This is a genomic window from Pseudomonas oryzihabitans, assembly GCF_024652905.1.
Classification (GTDB): Bacteria; Pseudomonadota; Gammaproteobacteria; order Pseudomonadales; family Pseudomonadaceae; genus Chryseomonas; species Chryseomonas benzopyrenica.
Genome location: NZ_CP102428.1, coordinates 2,494,773 through 2,515,920 on the forward strand (window position 1 = coordinate 2,494,773; position 21,148 = coordinate 2,515,920).

General features: G+C 66.9%; 13 protein-coding genes and 2 pseudogenes. 9 read left to right on the forward strand and 6 right to left on the reverse strand.

The genetic code is table 11. The features are described from left to right. Positions 1 to 64 precede the first annotated feature (64 nt). Entirely contained in the window at positions 65 to 1,699 is a 1,635-nt protein-coding gene (locus tag NRG74_RS11625; protein ID WP_257703932.1) for a glucan biosynthesis protein D, read from the reverse strand. Positions 1,700 to 1,941: 242 nt separating this feature from the next. Here NRG74_RS11625 and NRG74_RS11630 point away from each other — a divergent pair, with 242 nt between their 5' ends. Continuing rightward, positions 1,942 to 2,325, forward strand: coding sequence for a glyoxalase superfamily protein (locus NRG74_RS11630; protein WP_257703934.1), 384 nt, complete (start codon positions 1,942 to 1,944; stop codon positions 2,323 to 2,325). A gap of 317 nt (positions 2,326 to 2,642) precedes the next feature. Here NRG74_RS11630 and NRG74_RS11635 read toward each other — a convergent pair whose 3' ends face one another. Both NRG74_RS11635 and NRG74_RS11640 read right to left on the reverse strand, forming a co-directional pair. Further along, complete coding sequence (locus NRG74_RS11635) at positions 2,643 to 4,916, reverse strand: ATP-dependent DNA helicase (RefSeq protein WP_257703936.1); 2,274 nt, start codon at positions 4,914 to 4,916, stop codon at positions 2,643 to 2,645. Beyond that, on the reverse strand, positions 4,913 to 6,574 hold the full coding sequence (locus NRG74_RS11640) for a VRR-NUC domain-containing protein (protein ID WP_257703938.1): 1,662 nt from the start codon (positions 6,572 to 6,574) through the stop codon (positions 4,913 to 4,915). The genes NRG74_RS11635 and NRG74_RS11640 overlap by 4 nt, the downstream gene beginning before the upstream one ends. A gap of 185 nt (positions 6,575 to 6,759) precedes the next feature. Here NRG74_RS11640 and NRG74_RS11645 point away from each other — a divergent pair, with 185 nt between their 5' ends. The 5 genes and pseudogenes from NRG74_RS11645 to NRG74_RS24640 all read left to right on the forward strand — a co-directional run. Next, entirely contained in the window at positions 6,760 to 8,037 is a 1,278-nt protein-coding gene (locus tag NRG74_RS11645; RefSeq protein WP_257703940.1) for a glucarate dehydratase family protein, read from the forward strand. Positions 8,038 to 8,185: 148 nt separating this feature from the next. Further along, positions 8,186 to 10,465 (forward strand): beta-glucosidase BglX, encoded by a 2,280-nt coding sequence (gene bglX, locus NRG74_RS11650; RefSeq protein ID WP_257703942.1) that lies wholly within the window; start codon positions 8,186 to 8,188, stop codon positions 10,463 to 10,465. Between the two features lie 230 nt (positions 10,466 to 10,695). Then, positions 10,696 to 11,451 carry a carbon-nitrogen hydrolase family protein gene (locus NRG74_RS11655; RefSeq protein WP_257703944.1) on the forward strand — a complete coding sequence of 252 codons (756 nt, stop codon included), beginning with the start codon at positions 10,696 to 10,698 and terminating at the stop codon, positions 11,449 to 11,451. 197 nt (positions 11,452 to 11,648) lie between these two features. Then, a pseudogene (locus tag NRG74_RS24635) lies at positions 11,649 to 12,740 on the forward strand (cache domain-containing protein); the annotation flags it as partial. Between the two features lie 336 nt (positions 12,741 to 13,076). Next, positions 13,077 to 13,649, forward strand: a pseudogene (locus tag NRG74_RS24640) (methyl-accepting chemotaxis protein); the annotation flags it as partial. A 71-nt stretch (positions 13,650 to 13,720) separates the two neighbouring features. Here the strand turns inward: NRG74_RS24640 and NRG74_RS11665 are convergent. The 3 genes from NRG74_RS11665 to NRG74_RS11675 form a co-directional block, all read right to left on the reverse strand. After that, complete coding sequence (locus tag NRG74_RS11665; protein ID WP_257703945.1) at positions 13,721 to 15,694, reverse strand: BCCT family transporter; 1,974 nt, start codon at positions 15,692 to 15,694, stop codon at positions 13,721 to 13,723. Positions 15,695 to 15,813: 119 nt separating this feature from the next. Next, positions 15,814 to 16,671 carry an AraC family transcriptional regulator gene (locus tag NRG74_RS11670; protein WP_257703947.1) on the reverse strand — a complete coding sequence of 286 codons (858 nt, stop codon included), beginning with the start codon at positions 16,669 to 16,671 and terminating at the stop codon, positions 15,814 to 15,816. A gap of 21 nt (positions 16,672 to 16,692) precedes the next feature. Further along, a complete protein-coding gene (locus tag NRG74_RS11675) occupies positions 16,693 to 17,298 on the reverse strand; it encodes a LysE family translocator (protein WP_257703948.1) in 606 nt (201 codons plus the stop codon). 145 nt (positions 17,299 to 17,443) lie between these two features. Here NRG74_RS11675 and NRG74_RS11680 point away from each other — a divergent pair, with 145 nt between their 5' ends. From NRG74_RS11680 to NRG74_RS11690, 3 genes are all read left to right on the forward strand, one after another. Beyond that, positions 17,444 to 18,478, forward strand: coding sequence for a LacI family DNA-binding transcriptional regulator (locus tag NRG74_RS11680; RefSeq protein ID WP_257703949.1), 1,035 nt, complete (start codon positions 17,444 to 17,446; stop codon positions 18,476 to 18,478). A gap of 87 nt (positions 18,479 to 18,565) precedes the next feature. Beyond that, complete coding sequence (locus NRG74_RS11685) at positions 18,566 to 19,921, forward strand: MFS transporter (RefSeq protein WP_257703950.1); 1,356 nt, start codon at positions 18,566 to 18,568, stop codon at positions 19,919 to 19,921. Positions 19,922 to 19,944: 23 nt separating this feature from the next. Beyond that, a complete protein-coding gene (locus NRG74_RS11690; RefSeq protein ID WP_257703952.1) occupies positions 19,945 to 21,096 on the forward strand; it encodes an L-talarate/galactarate dehydratase in 1,152 nt (383 codons plus the stop codon). The last annotated feature ends 52 nt before the right edge of the window (positions 21,097 to 21,148 follow it).

Genomic DNA, 21,148 nt, shown 5'->3' on the forward strand with positions numbered 1-21,148 from the left:
CGGCTCCCGGACACAAAAAAGCCGCTGCGCCGAAAGGGCGCAGCGGCTTTTTCATAGCGGTCGCTTAGGACTGCTTCCAGTCCGGATAACGGCGCTGGTCGGCGGCCGGCGGGAAGTACTGGTACAACCAGGTCTCGCTCAGAGCGCGATCCTGGGTGCGGATGAAGGCGCGCATCTGCACCGGATCGGCCTTGTCGCTGGTGGGGTACCAATCGAAGATCACCCGGTAGCCGCCGATCTCGTCGATCTTGAGCACGTGGAAATCCTGCACCTTGCCGTCGGTGACGGTCACCACCGGCTCGATGCCGGTGCCTTCGGGCAGGAACGACAGGCCGCCGCCATTGAAATCGATGGCGAAGCGCCGTGCCCAGACCTTGGGCCAATGCTCACCGGGCGCCCAGCCCTCGGGGAAGCCGCCGATCCCGGAACGGGTGGCGTTGACCCGCGCCAGCGGCGTGCTCACCGGCGGCAGCGCGCTCCAGTGCAGCTTGTAGCCATAGTGCAGCGACTTGCCGGCGGTGATGGTCTCGGCCGGGGCCCAGAAGGCCACGATGTTGTCCAGGGTCTCGCCGGTGGTGGGAATCTCCAGCAGCTGGATGGCGCCCTCGCCCCAGGCGGAGGTGGGCTCGACCCACAGGCTCGGCCGGCGGTCGTAGCGGACCATGACGTCCTGGTAGCTTTCGAATTCGTGGTCGGTCTGTACCAGGCCGAAGCCCTTGGGACTGTCGTCCTTGAAGGCGTTGAACTGCAGCTTGGGCGGATTGTTCAGCGGGCGACAGATCCACTCGCCGTTGCCCTTCCACATGGCCAGGCGGTCGGAGTCGTGGATCTGCGGGTGGTAGGTGTTGCAGGTCTGGCGCTCGTGGGTGCCGCAACCGAACATGCTGGTCATGGGCGCGATGCCCAGTTGCTTGATGTCGCGGCGGGCATTGACGTTGGCGTCCACGTCCATCACCACCCGGTCGTTCAGGCAGTCAATGTCGAAGCGATAGGCGCCGGTGGCGCTGGGCGAATCCAGCAGCGCATAGACCACGAAGCGGGTGCTGTTCTTGTTCGGGGTGACGAACCAGAACTTGGTGAAGTCGGGGAATTCCTCGGGCCGCTCGGCATAGGTGTCGATGGCCAGGCCGCGAGCCGAAAGGCCGTACTGGCGGGTCTTGTCCACGGCGCGGAAATAGCTGGCGCCGAGGAAGGAGACGATGTCGTACTGGGCCAGGTGCGGCGCCTTGAACAGCTTGAAGCCGGCAAAGCCCAGGTCACCCTTGAGCTGGCTCTTGTCGACGCCGCTGTCGTTGTAGTTGAACAACTCGGGGCGGAAGTGGACTTCCTTGGCCTCGTTGGTCTTGGGGTCCACCGAATACATGTGCACCGAGGTCTTGAAGCCCATGCCGACGTGGAAGAACTGCACGTCCAGCTGACCCTTGAGGTCATGCCAGAGCGAATGCTGGGCATCGTAGCCGATGGCATTGAACTGCTGGGGCGTCATCTTCGCCAGGGTGTCGGGCAGTTGCTGGGCGGTGGGCTGATAGGCCTTACCGGCCAGTTCCTTGGCGTGCTGCTTGAGCCAGTCGAAATCGAAGGCCTGGCCGTCGCCATTGGCCGGATTGGCAAAGGCCTGGAGGGCGAACAGCCCGGTGGAGGGAATGCCGGTGTAGGCCGCCAGGGCCAGGGACGCTTTGAGCAGGTGTCGACGCTGCATGGATCAACCTTGGTCACTAAGGATGAAAAGATTCGGCCCAGCCGAACCGCCAGAGAGAAAAAGAATGCACGATACCCGGATAGGTTCGCCATCGCACCGGTGAACTGCAGCCTAGCGCACGCTCTGGCCTGCCAGAGGGGTTACCAAAGCTTTCCGGATCACAGTTCGGGTTGCCGGGCAGCGCCAAAGGTGTACCCCGGCGCTCAGCCCCACCGCGCTTTCTACGCCTGTCGAGTACCGCCATGTCCATCGATACCGTCGCCTTCGGGCAACCCAGCCCCATCCTGCGCAGCTTCGATGACGAAAAGGCGCGTGAATTCTACTGCCACTTCCTGGGCTTCCGCCTGGTCTGGGAGCATCGCTTCGAGCCGGGATTGCCGCTCTATGCCGAAGTCGAGCGCGCCGGCCTACGCCTGCACCTATCCGGCCACCATGGCGACGCCTGTCCGGGCTCGACGGTCTTCGTCCGCATGACCGGCATCCGCGCCTTCCAGGCCGAGTTGCTGGCCAAGGACTACGGATTCGCCCGGCCAGACATCCAGGAATTGCCCTGGGGCCTGGTGATGGAGATCGCCGATCCCTTTGGTAATCGATTGAGGTTTTGCGAGGAGACGCCGGAGGCCTAAGCAACGGCTGTACGGTGATCGCGGCCATGGGCCGCTCCTACAGGCTCGATGATGGAGATGACCGCCTGCGCGGATGGCTCCCTCTCCCCTCGGGAGAGGGTTGGGGTGAGGGCGCCCTCGCCACGAAGTCCCCAGTGGAAAAGGCTGCGCCGTTTTCCACGCTACGGCTCTACAACTGGTGCACCCCAATAACGGCTAAGGCAGTTGCTCCTACAGGCTCGATGTAATCGTAGGAGCGGCCCATGGCCGCGATCAACAAAACACCGGAGTGCCATAGGATCAGTTGCATCGGCGGGCGGCCATGACCTCGGTAGCCTTCAAGCGGGCGCAGGTTCGCCCGTGGGCACCACCCCCTCCTCTACCTGCCACCAGGTCGGCAGCAGTGCCCTGACCTCGGGTTGGGTGAATCTATCGTCGATGAGGTAGAGGCAGCCGCGGTCCTGCACGGTGCGGATCACTCGGCCGGCGGCCTGGATGACCTTTTGCAGGCCCGGATAGAGATAGGCGTAGCGATAGCCATCGCCGAAGCGCCGTTGCAGGCGCTGGCGCAGCTGTTCGTTGACCGGATTGAGCTGGGGCAGGCCCAGGGTGGCGACGAAGGCGCCGATCAGGCGGTCGCCGGGCAGGTCAATGCCCTCGCCAAAGCTGCCACCGAGCACGGCGAAACCGATACCACGGCCATCGGCCTGGAAGCGGTCGAGAAAGGCTTGGCGCGCGGCTTCGTCCATGCCGCGTGACTGGCGCCACTGGGGCACGTCGGGCGCCAGTTCGGCGAGGGCCTCGGCGACCTGGTCGAGGTAGTCGAAGCTGCTGAAGAAGGCCAGGTAGTTGCCCGGTCGCTGGCGATAACGGCTGGCGATCAGGGCGGCGATGGGCGCGCGGGAGGCGGCGCGATCGGCGTAGCGGGTGGAAAGCCGTACCAGGCGCACCTCCAGCTGCTCGGCGGCGAAGGGCGAGGCCACGTCCACCCAGGCGCTGCCGACCGGCACCCCGAGCAGGTCGCGGTGGAAGTGCTGGGGGATCAGGGTGGCCGAGAACAGGGTGCAGCTGTGGGCCGCCGCCAGCCGCGGACCGACGAAGGGTGCCGGCACCAGGTTGCGCAGGTTGAGTTGCGACTGGGCCTTGCCGCGGCCCTTGAGCAGGGTGACATCGAACAGCGAATGATCGCCAAAGGTCTCGCCCAGGCGCATGAACTGCAGCAGGTCGAAGAACAGCGTCTGCAGCTCCGGTGCCGGTGGCTGGCCGGGTTCGCCGAAATGCTCGGTGAGCAGACCCACCACCCGTTGCAGGGCGGTCAGGAAGGCGGCGGGCAATTCCGGCTGCACCTGATAGTCGACCTGCTGCTCCTTGTGCAGGCGGTTCCATTCGCGATTGAGCGCCTGCAGGCCCTTGGCGATGGCCGGCGGCGCCACGCTCTTGCCGGCGGCCAGGCGGCGCTGGTCGAGGCTGGCGCTGTACATGCCGCGGGCGCGGTCGAGCAGATTGTGGGCCTCGTCCACCAGCACCCCGACCCGCCACTCCTGGGTCTGGGCCAGGGCATGGAGCATGGCGCTGCCGTCGAAATAGTAGTTGTAGTCGCCCACCACCACGTCGCTCCAGCGCGCCAGTTCCTGGGCCAGGTAGTAGGGGCAGACCTCATGGGCCAGGGCCGTCTCCCGTACCCGCGTCCGGGTCAGCTGCGTGGGTTCGGCCAGGGCCGCGGCGCGGGCGGCCGGCAGCCGGTCATAGAAGCCGCGGGCCAGCGGACAGGACTCGCCATGGCAGGCCAGCTCCGGATGCTCGCAGGCCTTGTCGCGTGCCACCAGTTCCAGCACCCGCACCGGCGCGGCCAGGGATTCCAGGCCATGCAGGGCCAGGGCGCGACCAGGGGTCTTGGCGGCGAGAAAGAACAGCCGGTCCAGGTGCTGCCGCGGCATGGCCTTGAGCAGCGGGAACAGGGTGCCCACCGTCTTGCCGATGCCAGTGGGCGCCTGGGCCAGCAGGCAACAGCCGACGCTGGCGGCCTTGTAGACGGCTTCCGCCAGGGGCCGTTGGCCGTGGCGAAAGTCGGGATGGGGAAAGGCCAGGGTCGCCAACGCCTCATCCCGCGCGGCGCGATGAGCCAGCTCCTGGCGCGCCCAGGCGAGAAAGCGCGAGCACTGCAAGGCGAAGTGCTCGGCCAGATCGGCCGCCGTCCAGGCTTCGGTGAAGACGGTCTCGGCGCCCGTGCCGATATCGAAATAGACCAGCGCCAGGGTCAACTCCGCCAGCGCGCGGCTCTGGCACAGCAGATGCCCATAGACCTTGGCCTGGGCCCAGTGCAGGTGACGGTGGTTGCCCGGCTGGCGCTCCAGGCTGCCCCTGTGGGTCTTGATCTCTTCCAGGCGATTGGCGGCGGCGTCGAAGCCATCGGCGCGACCACGCACCTGCAGGTCCTCGAAGTCGCCCTGCAGGCTGACCTCGCGCTCATAGCCGGGACCGCGCCGCGCCGCCACCCGCTGGTGGCCTTCGATACCTTCCAGGGCGGTGGGCGACGGGGTGAACCTGAGGTCCAGGTCGCCGGCCTTGGCGGTGAATTCGCAGAGGGCGCGAACGGCGATGCGATAGCTCATGCGGAGGTCGCGGCCACCTGCCACTGCACGTGGCAGACGCTGACCGGGATGTCATGGGCGGCGAAGAAGTCCAGCCAGCGGCGCTGGTTGTCCTGCAGGCGGTCGCCCGGGCCCTTGACCTCGATCATCCGGTAGCGGCCTTCCGCCGGCCAGAACTGGATCAGGTCGGGCAAGCCGGTACGGTTGTTGTCCGGATCTTCCAGCAGTCGCTCGAAGCACAGCCGCAGGTGCCGCGCTGGCAGGCAGGCCAGGGCCTGGTCGAGCAAGTCGCTGCAGAGGATGCCCCAGGCGACGAAGGGCGAGGCCAGACCGCGCTTGGCGGCGAAACGCTCGCGGATCACCGCCGCGTAGGAGCCGTCGTCCAGCCGCGCCAGGCAGGCGGCGAAGGCCTCGGCCCGGCGTTCGCGAAAGCCCGGCAGGCGCAGGTCGGCCGGTTCGCGCTGATAGGGGTGGAAGAAGGCGCCGGGGATGGCCAGGAAGATGGCGTCCCAGCACAGCAGGCCGAAGAGGCTGGTAAGCAGGGTGTTTTCCACATAGTGCACCGGCGCCTCGTCGCGGCCCAGGTGCTCGCGCACCAGCCACTCGACCCGGCGCAGGCCGTCGTTGACCAGCTCGAAATCGAGGCGCTCCACCGGGCTGGCGGGGCGGCGTTTGTTGGGCGGGCCACCCTGCTTGCGCACCAGCCGCGGCAGGATGCGCGCCACCTGCTGGCGTTCGGCGTCATGGGCCGGCGCGGCGACGATGGCTTCCGCCAGCGCCTGGGCGGCGGGCCAGTCCTCCAGGCGTTCGAGCATGCGCAGGGCGCGGATACGCGACTCGGGATGCGCCGAGGCGGCATAGAGCGCCTGCGCCTGGGCCAGTTCACCGAGGCGTTCGTGGTGCTGCGCCAGTTCGTGGAGCAGCTTGCCCCGACGCAATTCCAGCCAGGTGTTGGCAAAGCGCTCGGCGGGCAGCAGTGGCAGCAGCTCGGCGGCCGGTAGCCCATCGCGCAGCGCCTGGCGACAACGCTGGATGTGGAGGTAGGCGTCCACCTCATGGCGCTGGCCAAAGGCGCGGGATTCGGCGCTGAAGGCCACCGTCTCGTACTGGAAGATGCCCAGGTCGGCCAGCACGAAGTCGGTCCAGTCCTGGTGCAGGTTGCCAAAGAACAGCAGGCGCAGGCGGTCGCAGAGGTCCATCAGCGTCAGGCGCCAGACGCCCTCCTCCACCAGCTCCGGCACCGTGCCGGCCCAGCCGCTGAAGGCCAGTGGCGTGGCCTGTTCGGCTTCCAGGCGGGCCAACCAGTCTTCCTTGCGGCCGGCCTTGGGCAGGCGGCTGCCGAAACAGCCGAGCAGTTCTTCCTTGCGCAGGAGGGCGAAGAGTTCGATCAGGTGCAATTCGGGATCGGAAAGCAGCCAGCCAAGCTCCACCAGCGGCAAGGCGGCGGCACGCGGGCAGCCGATCTCGCCGTAGACCAGCTTGCTGGCGCGGAACACCTCGCCCTTGCGCATCACCAGGCGTACCAGCAATGCCCGCGAAGGCTGTGGCAAGTCGGCGAAGGCCGCGATGAAACCCTGCTCGTGATCGTCGAGCAGATCGGGATAGCGCAGGGCGACCCAGTCCAGTACCCGCTGGAAGTTGTGCAGATAGTAGAGGGGATCTTCGAGCGGAGCGTTCATGACGACACGGGCAATAGGCAAGCGGCTGGCTATTTATCCAGCCCCAACCGGAGCGGGCAACCCTCAAGCGATGCGCGGTCGTTCGCCCGGGCGTTCGTGCGATTTCCAGGTTGAAGAACCCGACCAGTAGTCATACGATGACTGACAAAGACCGCCTTCATAATTACAAGTCCAGGAGTCTGAGCGTGAAGATCAAACGCATCAAAGTCACCCCCATCGCCTTTCGCGATGCCCCGCTGCTCAACGCCAGCGGCATCCACGAACCCTATGCGCTGAGATCCATCATCGAGGTGGAGGGCGACAATGGCCACATCGGCCTCGGCGAAAGCTATGGCGACGCCCCGGTGCTGGCAGTGCTCAAGGCCATGGAAGGCAGCCTGGTCGGCCTTTCCGCCTGGGACCTCAATGGCCTGCGCGCGCGGGTGGTGGAAACCGTCGCCAGTCTCGCCGGCGGCGTGGTGGCCGGCGCCGAACTGGCGCCCGGCTCCCATCCGAGCAAGCAGGTGGCCAATGCCTATTCCGCCTTCGAAGTGGCTTTCCTCGATCTGCAGGCGCGCTCCCTGGGCATTCCGCTGGTGGAGCTGCTCGGCGGCGCGGTGCGCCGCGAAGTCCCCTTCAGCGCCTACCTGTTCCTCAAGTACGCCGAGCACATCGACGCGACCTACAAGCCCGATCGCTGGGGCGAGGCCATCAGCCCCGAGCAGGTGGTGGCCCAGGCCGCGCGGATGATCGAGGAGAACGGCTTCCAGAGCATCAAGCTCAAGGCCGGCACCCTGCTTGGCCCGGATCACGAAGCGGCCTGCATCAAGGCGCTGCGCCAGGCCTTTCCCGAGGCACCGCTGCGCATCGACCCCAACGGCAACTGGTCGCTGGAAACCTCCCTGCGCATCGCCGAGGTCCTGGCGGGCGACCTCCAGTACTACGAGGACCCGACCCCGGGTCTGGACGGCATGGCCGAACTGCATCGGCGCACCGGCATTCCCCTGGCCACCAACATGGTGGTCACCGACTTCGACGAATTCCGCCGCAGCGTGGCCCAGAACAGCGTGCAGATCGTGCTCGCCGACCACCACTACTGGGGCGGCCTGCGGGATACCCAGATCCTCGCGCGGATGTGCGACACCTTCGGTCTGGGCGTCTCCATGCACTCCAACTCGCACCTGGGCATCAGCCTCATGGCCATGACCCATGTGGCCGCCGCCGTGCCCAATCTCGCCTATGCCTGCGACACCCACTACCCCTGGCAGGAAGAGGACGAAGAGGTCATCCAGGGCGGCAAGCTGCCGATCCGCAACGGCTGCGTGGCGATCACCGACGCCCCCGGCCTGGGCGTGGAGCTGGATCAGGACCAGTTGGCCAAGCTGCACGAGCAGTTTCTCGCCATCGACATCCGCAGCCGCGACGACGTGCGCCAGATGCGCAAGTACCAGCCGGACTGGGAGACCCGCAAACCGCGTTTCTAGGCCTCGTCCGCCCTCCCCTACGCCCCTGACGACCGGCTCTCCCGCCGGCCGTCAACGGCTCCGCATCCCGGCTTCCCGGCTGTACAATCCCCTCGGCACAAGGGTGCTCAAGAACAACGAGAAAGTACGCACAGGGAATCCGGGGAAGATGTCGAACGCACCACGCCTCACCGCACTCATGCTCGGCCTGGGCCTGGCCATCGGCGCCACCCTCGCCCCGGCGCAAGACGCCGATCCGGCACGCGCCTACGTCGACGCCCTGCTGGCGAAGATGACCCTGGAGGAAAAGATCGGTCAGCTCAATCTGGTGAGCGTCGGGCCGGACTATCCCAAGGAAGCCATCATGGCGGACATCCGCGCCGGTAAGGTGGGCGCCATGTTCAACACCGTGACCCGTCCCGACATCCGCCAGATGCAGGACCAGGTCGTGCACAGCCGGTTGAAGATCCCGCTGTTCTACGCCTATGACGTCATCCATGGCATGCGCACCATCTTCCCCATCAACCTGGGCCTGGCCAGCACTTGGAATCTCGACGCCATCGCCACCAGCGGACGCATCTCCGCCATCGAGGCGGCCGCCGACGGCCTCGACCTGACCTTTTCCCCCACCGTCGACATCACCCGCGAACCGCGCTGGGGCCGTGCCTCCGAGACCTTCGGCGAAGACACCTGGCTGACCTCGCGCATCGGCGCCACCCTGGTGCACGCCTACCAGGGCAACGACCTGCGCGCCCCCGACAGCCTCATGGCCAGCATCAAGCACTTCGGCGGATATGGCGCCGTGGAAGCCGGGCGCGACTACAGCAACGTCGACATGAGTCCGCAACGGCTGATGCAGGACTACCTGCCGCCCTATCGCGCCGCCGCCGAGGCCGGAGCCGGCGCGGTGATGGTGGCCCTGAACAGCATCAACGGCGTTCCGGCCACGGCCAATCGCTGGCTGCTGCAGGACCTGCTGCGCAAGGACTGGAACTACCAGGGCCTGTTGATCAGCGACCACGGCGCCATCAACGAACTGGTCTTGCACGGCGTGGCCAAGGACACCCGCGACGCCGCCGAGCAGGCGCTCAAGGCCGGTGTCGAGCTGAACATGCACGACGACGTCTATGGCAAGCAGCTGCCCGCCCTGCTGGCGGCCGGCAAGGTGACCCAGGCCGAGATCGACCAGGCCGTGCGTGACATGCTGCTGACCAAGTACCGCCTGGGCCTGTTCGACGATCCCTATCGTCGCCTGCAGGGCCAGGACCCGGTCGACACCAACGCCGAATCGCGCCTGCACCGCGCCGAGGCACGCCAGGTGGCGCGCGAGAGCCTGGTGCTGCTGAAGAACGAAAAGGCCGTGCTGCCGCTGCGCAAGGGCGCCACCCTGGCCGTGGTCGGTCCGCTGGCCGACAGCCCGCGCGACGTCATGGGCAACTGGTCCGCCGCTGGCGTGGCCGCCCAGGCAGTCTCCATCCGCCGTGGGCTGGAAAACGCCGTGGCCGGCCAGGGCAAGGTGCTCTATGCCAAGGGCGCCAACCTGCTGGACGACCGCGATGTGCTGGCCTACCTCAACTCCTATGAACCCGCGGTCGCGGTGGATCCGCGCAGCGCCGGCGAGCTGATCGCCGAAGCCGTGGCCGCGGCACGCCAGGCCGAGGTGGTGGTGGCCGTGGTCGGTGAGTCGCAGGGCATGGCCCACGAGGCCTCCAGCCGCGCCCGCATCAGCGTGCCCGACACCCAGCGCGAGCTGATCAAGGCGCTCAAGGCCACCGGCAAGCCGCTGGTGCTGGTGCTGATGAACGGCCGCCCGCTGGCCCTGGAATGGGAACAGGAGCAGGCCAACGCGCTGCTGGAAGCCTGGTTCCCCGGCACCGAGGGCGGCAACGCCGTGGCCGATGTGCTGTTCGGCGACCACAACCCGTCCGGCAAGCTGACCATGACCTTTCCCCGCGAAGTGGGCCAGGTGCCGCTGTACTACAACCACCTGAGCAGCGGCCGGCCCTTCGACGCGGCCAAGCCGAACAAGTACACCTCGCGCTACTTCGACATCGTCAACGGTCCGCTCTACCCCTTCGGTTACGGCCTGAGCTACACCACCTTCGACGTCTCGGCGCCGCAGCTGTCCAGTGCCACCCTGAAGAAGGGCGACACCCTGACTGCTCGGGTCACGGTCAAGAACACTGGCAATCGTGCTGGCGCCACCGTGGTGCAGCTCTATCTGCACGACGTGACCGCCTCCCTGGCGCGACCGGTCAAGGAGCTCAAGGGCTTTCAGAAGGTGATGCTGCAACCGGGCGAAAGCCGCAAGCTGGACTTCCCCCTCACCGAGGCGGACCTGCGCTTCTACAACAATGACCTCAAGCTGGTCTCGGAACCGGGCGAATTCAAGGTGATGGTCGGCCTGGATTCGGAGCGGGTGCGTGAAGGGAGTTTCACACTGCTGTAAGGACCGCTTTCCTCCCTCTCCCCCTGGAGAGGGTTGGGGTGAGGGCGAGCGCCTTGAATCTAGCCTGTTGGGCTTGGCTACGCTCAACCCCAGCTACGAAGCGCTATCTACACCGACTGGTCATCGAGCACCGCGCCGAGCTCAACCGTGTAGCCGGCCCCGAAGCGGATCTCCGCTATAGCGTTGATTAGCGACATGAATAATGATTTCCACACGCCTTCGGAGTCCCGGTGAATGCGCTCAGCCTAACCCTCGCCGCTGCCCAATCCGCGTCAGTCGCCGGCGATCTCGCCGCCAATCTGCGAACCCATCTGGCGTTCGTCGCCGCGGCCGCAGCGGCTGGGGCGGATCTCCTGCTGTTTCCCGAGTTATCTCTGACCGGCTATGAACCGGCGCTGGCAACGGGTTTGGCGCTGGAACCCGACGATACGCAGCTGCTGCCGCTGCGCGAAGCCTGCAGCAAGGCCGGGCTTACGGCCGTGGTCGGGGCGCCGGTCCAGAGTGCGGCAGGATTGCAGATAGGCGCCTTGATCCTGGGCACGGACGGTGGCTGTCGCGTCCATACCAAGCAATACCTGCATCCGGGCGAGGCACCGCCCTTCGTGCCCGGCAACGGCGGGGAGTTGCTGGCGGTGCAGGGCCTGCAAGCCGCCCTGGCCATCTGCGCCGACAGCAACCATCCGGCCCATGCCGATGCCGCCCGCGCCCGGGGCGCCGATCTCTATCTGGCCTCGGCGGTGATCGGCCCGACCGGCTATCCCAGCGACAGCGCCCTGCTGGCCGGCCACGCCCGGCGGCTGGGCATGCCGGTGCTCATGGCCAATCATGGCGCACCCACCGGTGGCTATGCCTGCGTGGGCCGCAGTGCCTTCTGGCAGGCCGACGGCCAGTGCCTGATCGCAGCGCCGGGAGACGGCGCCTGCCTGGTGATCGTGCGGCGGGTAGCGGACGACTGGCAGGGTGAAGTCTGCGCCTTGCCGGCCTGATGCGTGCAGGAAGATCCGCTGACTGCAACGCGGCTGGCGGGTCACGTTGTGACCCTGGTAGCGATTTGATATCTCACCCCTTCCTGCGACTAAAGGTCACACATCAGACGCCGATAAGGCTCTGACATCCTTTTTCAGAACGGCGCCAAGGATGCCTTTCGCAGCGTGAACGACGCTGTAACCGCAGGAGCGACATCATGGCCTTGAACACCATCCGGACCCGCTACACCCTGATCTTCCTGGGCTTCATCGGCGCGACCCTCGCGGCCACCATCATCGGCATCCGCCTCTGGGTGACCCCGGACCTGGTCGCCGCCGGCGAGTCCGCCGTGCTCACCCGGGTCAACGAGGTGGGTATCCGCATCTATCGCGAACTCAATCAGATCCAGGCGCAGCAGCGCTCCATCACCCAGACGATACCGCTGCTGGACAGCACCGCCATCGACCGGGTACTGCCTGGCCTGGTGGACCAGTATGGCGATGCCAAGGTGTTCGGCGGCGGCATCTGGCCGCTGCCCAACCAGCGCGAACAGGGCCGCGACAAGTTCAGCACCTTCTATCACCGCGATGCCAGCGGCAAGCTGATCGTCAACACCCACTGGAATTCGCCCGAGTCGCTCAACTACTGGGAGCAGCCCTGGTTCCAGGCCGGCCTCAAGGGCCCCGCCGGCCAGTGCGTCTGGGCCGCCGCCTACAAGGACGCCGCCAGCGCCGAGCCGCGCACCAACTGCGCCATGGCCATCCAGCGCGACGGCAAGGCCTTTGGCGTCTCGACCGTCGACCTGACCCTGGGCTTCTTCAACCCGCTAGTGGAGCAGCTGCGCAAGGAACTCGACGACACCGACATGATGATCGTCGAGGCCGATGGCAAGATCCTCAGCAACCTCAGCGAACTCGGCGATTCGCAGATCCTGAACAACGTCTCGGCCTATGCCGCCCGTTCGCCCTTCGTCGCGGCGATCCAGCAGAATCTCGGCAAGCTCAAGGGCGAAGCCGTGGTGCGCGACACCTATGTCGACGAACACGGCACGCCCCACACCTTCTTCCTGCGCCCGCTGGCCGGCACGCCCTGGCTGCTGGCCACGGCGCTGCCCACCTCGCTCATCGCGGCGACCAACACCGGTATCCTCAAGACCCTGGCGGCGATCCAGTTGCCGCTGGTCCTGCTGCTGGTGGGCATCATGGTGCTGGCGCTCGGCAAGCTGATGGGGCGCCTGGGCCTGCTGCAACGCAACATCGAATCCCTGTCCGCCGGTGATGCCGACCTGACCCGACGCATTCCGGTGCACGGCCACGATGAAGTGGATGCGGTGGCGGGCGCGGTCAACGGCTTCATCGGTTATCTGCAGCGGCTGATCGGCGAGGTGGGCGACGCCACCGACCGCATCGACACCGGCCTCAAGCAACTTCATGGCCAGGCCCAGCAGAACGGCGCCATCCTGGCACGGCATGCCAGCGAGACCGACCAGGCGGTGACCGCCATCACCGAGATGAGCGCCACCTCCGATTCCGTGGCACGCAGCGCCAGCGACACCGCCACCCTCACCCAGGCCGCCAATGGCCAGGCCGAGCGTTCCCGCGCGGTGGTCCAGCAGGCCTCGGCCAGCGTCCTGGCCCTGGTGGATCAGGTGGAAGACGCCACCCTCAAGGTGCAGGCCATGCAGAGCGATGCCCAGCGCATCAACGATGTGCTCGGGGTGATCGGCGAGATCGCCGGCCAGACCAACCTGCTGGCACTCAACGCCGCCATCGAGGCAGCCCGGGCCGGTGAGCAGGGTCGGGGCTTCGCGGTGGTGGCCGACGAGGTGCGCGCCTTGGCTGGCCGTACCCAGCAGAGTACCGCCGAGATCAACGAGATGCTCGGGCGGCTGCAGCAGGGCGTGAGCTCCGCCGTGGCGGCCATGGAAGTGACCAAGAGCAGCTGCCAGAGCACCGCCGAAAAGACCCGCGAGGTCACCGCTGGCCTGGACGAGATGAACGGCTCGGTGGTGCGCATCAGCGACCTGTCGACCCAGATCGCCGCGGCGGCCGAAGAGCAGAGCGTGGTGGCCGGCGAGATCAACCAGAACATGGTCGCCGTGCGCCACATGGTCGACGACCTGGTCACCAGCGGTCAGCGCACCGCCGAGAGCACCGCGGCGGTGCAGTCGTCCAACGAGCAGTTGATCGCCGTGGTCCGGCGTTTCCGGGTGAAATAGAAAAAGACCGCTGCCAGGTCGGCAGCGGTCTTCGGGTATCGGCGGACCGGGCGCAAGGCCCGGTTCGCGTTTCAGCCCACCAGATGCAGGAAGTGCATGTGGCGTTCGTACTGGTCGAGGATGTCGCCGATGACGTCCTCGCGCGACCAGCCCATGACGTCATGGTCCTGACCGCCTTCGCGCAGATAGACCTGGGCGCGGAAGTACTTGCGCTCCTCCCCCGGCTCGCTGCCCATGACGAAACTGGGCATGGCATAGGCATGGGGTCTTACCTGATAGACGAACTCGGGCTGCTCGACCGGACCGATGTACAGCCGCACCCCACCATCGTCGCGGTCTTCCACACCGCAGACGTAGCCCTGCTTGCGCCATTCCTCGGCCACCGCCAGGCAGGCCGGCTTGGCGACCTCGCCAATGAAGCGCACCACGTGGCTGCGCCGGGGAAACATCGCCAGGCCGCGCAGGCGCCGCTGCCAGCCACCCGGCGTGCGGGTGGTGGGCGGAGTGAGACTCAGCGACTGATGGCGCAGGCCACGCTTGGTGGCGTCCAGCTTGAGGGCCTTGAGCAGGCCGTGCATGCTGAACAGCAGGGCGATGGTGAACGGCAGCGCACTGGCGATGGTGGCGGTCTGCAAGGCTTTCAAGCCATCGGCCAGCAGCAGCGCGATGGCCACCAGGCCCATGCTGGCACCCCAGAACACCCGCTGCCAGACCGGCGTCTGGTCCTGGCCACCGGAAGCCAGCATGTCCACCACCATGGCGCCGGAATCGGCCGAGGTGACGAAGAACACCACCACCATGACGATGGCCACCATGGAAATCACGCTGGCGAAGGGGAAGTGTTCGAGAAAGGCGAACAGCGCCAGGGAGCTGTCCTGGGATACCGCGGTGGCCAGATCGGTGATGCCCTCGGTGAGGATCATGTGGATCGCCGTGTTGCCGAACACCGTCATCCACAGCAGGGTGAAACCGGCCGGTACCAGCAGCACGCCGGAGACGAATTCGCGGATGGTCCGCCCGCGCGAGATGCGGGCGATGAACAGCCCGACGAAGGGCGACCAGGCCAGCCACCAGCCCCAGTAGAACAGCGTCCAGCCACCGATCCAGTCGGTGGGTCGATAGGCGTTGAGATTGAGGGTGCGGCTGACGATCTCGCTGAGGTAGCCGCCGGTGTTCTCGACGAAGGTCTGCAGGATCAGCACCGTGGGGCCGAGGATGATCACGGTGAGCATCAACAGCACCGCCAGGCCCAGGTTGAGTTCCGACAGGCGCCGTACGCCCTTGTCCAGGCCGGAGACCACCGACAGGGTGGCCAGCGCCGTGGTGATCACGATCAGACCGATCTGCACCGGGGTGGACACCGGTACGCCGAACAGCACGTTCAGGCCGGTGTTGATCTGCGACACGCCAAAGCCCAGGGAGGTGGCGACGCCCAGCACGGTGCCGATGATAGCGAAGATGTCCACGGCGTGGCCGATAGGTCCGTAGATGCGCTCGCCGATCAAGGGATAGAGCGCCGATCTCAGGGTCAGCGGCAGGCCGTGACGGTAGCTGAAGTAGGCCAGGATCAGGGCGACGATGGCGTAGATCGACCAGGCGTGCAGGCCCCAGTGAAAGAAGGTGATGCGCATGGCCTGGCGGGCGGCGTCCACCGTCTGGCCATCGGCATAGGGCGGATTGAGAAAGTGCATCACCGGCTCGGCGACACCGAAGAACATCAGGCCGATACCCATGCCGGCGGAAAACAGCATGGCGAACCAGGTGGTGTTGGCGTAGTCCGGTTCGCTGTGGTCCGGGCCGAGCTTGATGTCGCCATAGCGACTCATGCCGAGAAACACCACGGTGCCGAGGATGATGGCCACGGCGAGGATGTAGAACCAGCTGAGGTTGGTGATGATCCAGCCCTGGATGGCGGCGAACAGCCATTGGGCATTGGCCTGGAACAGACTGGCATAGAGCACCAGCACCAGTAGCAGCAGCGTCGAGGTCCAGAAGACCGGAGGACTGAAGGTGGGACGAGCGGCAGATTCTCCCTGGCCGGTCATAGAGGGCTCCTGTTTATGAAGTGCGCACAGGTTGACTGTCCTCGGCCCTGATCGTTTCGCTGGCGGCGCCCATTGAACAGTGCATGCCGCTGAACGAGACCGTCGTGATCGTTGCGGCGCTAATGGCCGGGTGCACTATCCGTAGCAGACGCGACGGGCGGTCTGGCCAGTTCACGAAACCAGCGGGCTGGAGCCATTCCGAAGGCCTGACGGAAATGTTTCGTCATGTGACTCTGGTCGTAGAAACCTGCCGCCACGGCGGCCTCGGCCAGCCCTCGACCCAGACGTACCTGCAGCCGTACCCGATCGAGGCGCCGCAGGGTCAGGTAGCGATGGGGACTGGTGCCGAAGTAGGCGCGGAAATCCCGCGTCAGACTCCAGCGATCTCGGCCAGCGCAGCGGGCCAGATCATCCAGGGAGACGGCCTGGTCGAAATGGTCCTCCAGGTATTCACGCGCCCGCAGCGCGGCGGCGAAATCCACCCGCCCGCGACTGGGCCAGGTCTGGCAGACCTCGGCGAGAGTGGCGACCAGGCCATAGAGGGCATCGTCGCGCCCCAGGGCATCGGCATGCTCGTCAAGGGTGGCGAACACCGCATCGGTGGCCCGCGCCAGCCGTGGATCCAGGGAAACGCCCTCGCGGTGGAAGGGCAAGGGCCGTCCGCCGAGGACGTCCTGCACCAGGGCCGGCGGTACATAGAGCATCCGATAGCGAAAGCCGCAGGCGGCACCGGCGCGGCCGTCATGGACCTCGTCCGGGTGAAAGACCATGGTCTCGCCCGGCAGGCTGCTGGCCTTGGCACCGCGATAGGAAAAGCTCTGCACCCCGGCCAGGGTACGCCCGATGGCATAGGTCGCATGGCGATGGGGATCGAAGGCATGACCGCTGAAAAAGGCCTCGATGGATTCCAGGCGGTCATCCAGCGGGGCATGCCGGACCCAGTCGCGGGGCGAAGGCAGGGCGGATGTCGAAGTCATGGCCAACCTCCCGGGCGGCGATCAGCTGAGCAGGTCGCGGTAGGCATCGTGGAACAGCAGCAGGGCACAGCCTACCAGGCTCAACCCCAGCAGCCGATTCACCCAGCGCAGGCCCCGTCCGCGCAGCAGGGTGCGACCCAGCAGGCTGCCCAGCAGCGCATAGCAGGCCGGCGCCCCGCCAGCGGCGATGGCCAGCGGCAGCGAGCAGAGGGCGATCTTGACGCCGGTCACCTGGGCCGCCGGAAACATCACCGTGGCGATGGGCAGCACAGCCAGCCAACCCTTGGGATTGAGTCCCTGCATCAGCAGTCCGCCCAGAAAGCTCAGCCGCGCATCCTGTGTCCCCTCGGCGTCGGTCGCGACCGTCGGCGTCGCCCTGGCGAGACGATAGCCCAGGTACAGGCTGTAGGCGCCGCCGGCCAGCGCCAGCCACGGCAGCACCCGGGCAGACACCAAGGCAGCACCGCCATAACCCAGGCCGAGAAACAGCAGCAGCATGGCGCAGCCAACGCCGAGATGGAAACCCAGGGCGCGCCGGGCCTGGCCCCGCAGACCGGCACTGAGGCCCAGGGCGTTGACCGGGCCGGGGCTGTACATGACGCTCAGGGCATAGAGGACGATTTCCAAGGGGCACCTGCCGGAGTTTTAGGGAGAGGCCCAGGCTAGCCAGCGCGCCCTGCCCTGGCTTGTACGTTTGTGGCTCGTCCGCCTTGAGGGTCATCGTACGACTTGGCAGAATCCCGCTTTCCCTCGCCTGTCGTGGAGATCTCCCTTGTCCAGCGATCGCAACACCCTGCCCTGGAGGGGCCGTCCCGATGGCAAGCCGCCGACCCTCAAGGACGTGGCCCGCCTGGCCGGGGTCTCGCCGATCACCGTTTCGCGTACCCTCAACCAGCCGGAGATCGTCCGTCCGGCACTGCGCGAAAAGGTCTTTCGCGCGGTACGCGAGAGCGGCTACCAGCCGGCCATGCTCACCGCCGGCAGCGCGCCCCAGGAGAGCCGGCTGATCGCCATCCTGGTACCCACCATCGTCAACTCCATCTTCGCCGACACCGTGCAGGCGCTCATGCAGACCCTGACCAGGGCCGGCCACCAGACCCTGCTGGGCCTGACCGACTATTCCGCCGAACGCGAAGAGCAGCTAGTGGCCGCCCTGCTGCGCCGCCGTCCCGACGCCATGGTGCTCACCGGCACCCTGCACACCGCTGCCAGCCGGCTGCGCCTGTCCCAGGCCGGCATTCCGCTGGTGGAGTGCTGGGACCAGGGCGAGCGACCGCTGGACATGCTGGTGGGCTTTTCCCACGAGGCGGTGGGCCAGGCCATCGCCCGACAGCTACTGACGCGTGGCTATCGCCACTTCGCCAGCCTGACCCTGGACGATCCCCGGGGACGGCTGCGCCGCGATGCCTTTCGTGCCGAACTGGCCCGCCAGGGACTGGCCGCGCCAGCTGACGTGAGTCTCCCGCCACCGGCCACCCCGGCGTTGGGGCGCCAGGGTCTGACCCGCCTGCTCGAGATCGGCGCCCGTCCCGAAGTGGTGGTCTGCAGCTCCGACACCCTCGCCCACGGAGTACTCGCCGAAGCCCATGCCCGCGGCCTGCGCGTACCGGCGGAGCTGGCCGTGATGGGCTTTGGCAACCTGGCCAGCGCCGCCCATCTGCTCCCAGCGCTGAGCACCGTCGATGTCCGCGGTGCCGAAATGGGCACCCATGCCGCCGCGGCCCTGCTCGCCCGCCTGGCGGGTGCGGAGGCCCCGCGAAAACGGGATACCGGCTTCGAACTGGTCATGCGCGAGAGCACTCGCTGACGCTTGAATGATTGCGTAATCAGCTTAGCGTCCTCCTGCAGGTGCCGGCCTCGCCGCCGGCTTTGCCCGCTGAAAAGGACAATAACAATGCGCACTTCCCCTGAGCCGTCGCGGCGTACTCGCGTCCGCTATCTCGTCCTGGCGATGATCTTTCTGGTGACGGTATTCAACTACGTCGACCGCGCCACCCTCTCCATCGCCGCACCGGCCATGCGTCACGACCTCGGTTTCGACGCCGTGGCTATGGGGCTCGCCTTCTCGGCCTTCGGCTGGGCCTACACCGCCATGCAGATTCCCGGCGGCATCGTGCTCGATCGCTTCGGCTCCCGGCTGGTGCTGGGCGCCAGCCTGATCCTCTGGTCGGCGCTGACCTTCCTGCAGGGCTACGTCGGCCTCTTCTCCTCGGCCCTGCTGGCGCTGTTCGTGCTGCGCTTTCTCATGGGCGTGGCCGAGTCGCCGGCCTTTCCGGCCAACAACCGCCTCACGGTGATGTGGTTCCCGCGCCAGGAGCGCGGCCTGGCCACCGCCATCTTCCAGTCGGCGCAGTATTTCGCCCTGGCGGTGTTCACGCCACTGATGGTGATCCTGCTCAACCAGTTCGGCTGGGAGCACGTGTTCTTCTGGACCGGCGGCGCCGGCATCCTCATCGGCCTGCTGTGGTTCGCCACCGTGCAGGAGCCCCGGCATGACAGACGCGTCAGCCAGAGCGAGCTGGACCATATCGAGGCTGGCGGCGGCCTGCCCGACCTGGGCGACACCCGGGCGCCCTTCAGCTGGCGCACCTTCAAGGCCATCAGCGGCAATCGCATGATGCTGGGCATCTACCTGGGGCAATTCTGCCTGACCACCATCACCTGGTTCTTTCTCACCTGGTTTCCCACCTACCTGGTCGAGGCCAAGGGGCTGACCATGCTCAAGGTCGGCCTGATCGCCGCCATCCCGCCGGTGGCCGGCTGCCTGGGCGGCGTTCTCGGCGGACTCTGGTCGGACGGCATGCTGCGCCGCGGCTACAGCCTCACCGCCGCGCGCAAGACGCCGATCATCGTCGGCCTGTTGCTCTCCAGCAGCATCGTGGTGGCCAACTACACCCAGTCCATCGCCCTGGTCACCCTGGTGATGTCCATCGCCTTCTTCGCCAAGGGCGTCGGCAACCTCGGCTGGTGCATCGTCGGCGATGTCTCGCCCAAGCGCGCCATGGGCGTGAGCGGCGCGCTCTTCAACTTCTGCGGCAACATCGCCAGCATCGTCACCCCACTGGCGATTGGCCTGATGATCAACCAGCTCGGCTCCTTCGACGTGGCCCTCATCTACGTCGCCGCCATGGGCCTGCTCGGCGCCTTCTCCTACCTGGTCATCGTCGGCCCGCTCAAGCGCCTGGACCTCGGCGAACTCAACGACGAGCCAGCCGCCACCGCCGACGCCCTGCCTGCCACCCGTCCCTGATCCCTCACCCCGGAGACTTCCCCATGACCGATATCGCCTACAGCGCCGACCAGGACCGCATCGCCTGGGTCCGCCTGGCTTCCGTGTTCCTGCCACTGGCAACCCCCATCAGCGACGCCAAGGTGCTCACCGGCCGGCAGAAGCCGATGACCGAGATCGCCATCCTCTTCGTCGAGATCGAAACCCGCGACGGCCAGCGCGGCCTGGGCTTCAGCTATTCCAAGCGCGCCGGCGGCCCCGGCCAGTTCGCCCACGCCCATGAAATTGCCCCGGTGCTGCTCGACGAGAACCCCAGCGACATCCAGAAACTCTGGACCAAGCTCTGCTGGGCCGGCGCCTCGGTGGGTCGCAGTGGTCTCGCCACCCAGGCCATCGGCGCCTTCGACGTGGCCCTCTGGGACCTCAAGGCCCGTCGCGCCAACCTCTCCCTGGCACGCCTACTAGGTGCCCAGCGCGATTCGGTGCGCTGCTACAACACCTCCGGTGGCTTCCTGCATACGCCGCTGGAGCAGTTGTTGGTGAATACCGATCGCTCCCGCGAGAAAGGTATTGGCGGCATCAAGCTCAAGGTCGGCCAGCCTGATTGTGCCCTGGACCTTGAGCGCGTCGCCTGCGTGCGCCGCCACCTGGGCGACAGCTTCCCGCTGATGGTCGACGCCAACCAGCAATGGGACCGACCCACCGCCCAGCGCATGTGCCGGCGCTTCGAGGAATTCAACCTGATCTGGATCGAGGAGCCGCTGGACTGCTACGACGCCGAAGGTCACGCCGCCCTGGCCGCGGCCTTCGACACCCCCATCGCCACCGGCGAGATGCTGACCAGCATCGCCGAGCACCAGGAATTCATCCGCCTGCGCGGTGCCGACTTCCTGATGCCCGACGCGCCACGGGTCGGTGGCATCACGCCCTTCCTCAAGGTGGCCGCCCTGGCCGAGCAGGCCGGCGTGATGCTGGCACCGCACTTCGCCATGGAATTGCACGTGCACCTTGCCGCCACCTATCCCACCGAGCCCTGGGTGGAACACTTCGAATGGCTGGAGCCGCTGTTCAACGAACGCCTGGAAACCCGTGACGGGCGGATGCAGGTACCGACCCGTCCGGGGCTCGGGCTGTCCCTGAGCGAGCGGGTACCCGGCTGGACGGCGCAGGAAGCGGAATTCGGCCGGCGCGCCTGACACCCGCTCTGGCACTCGAACTCCGCCGGGGTGTGGCACTCTATCCAGGCCA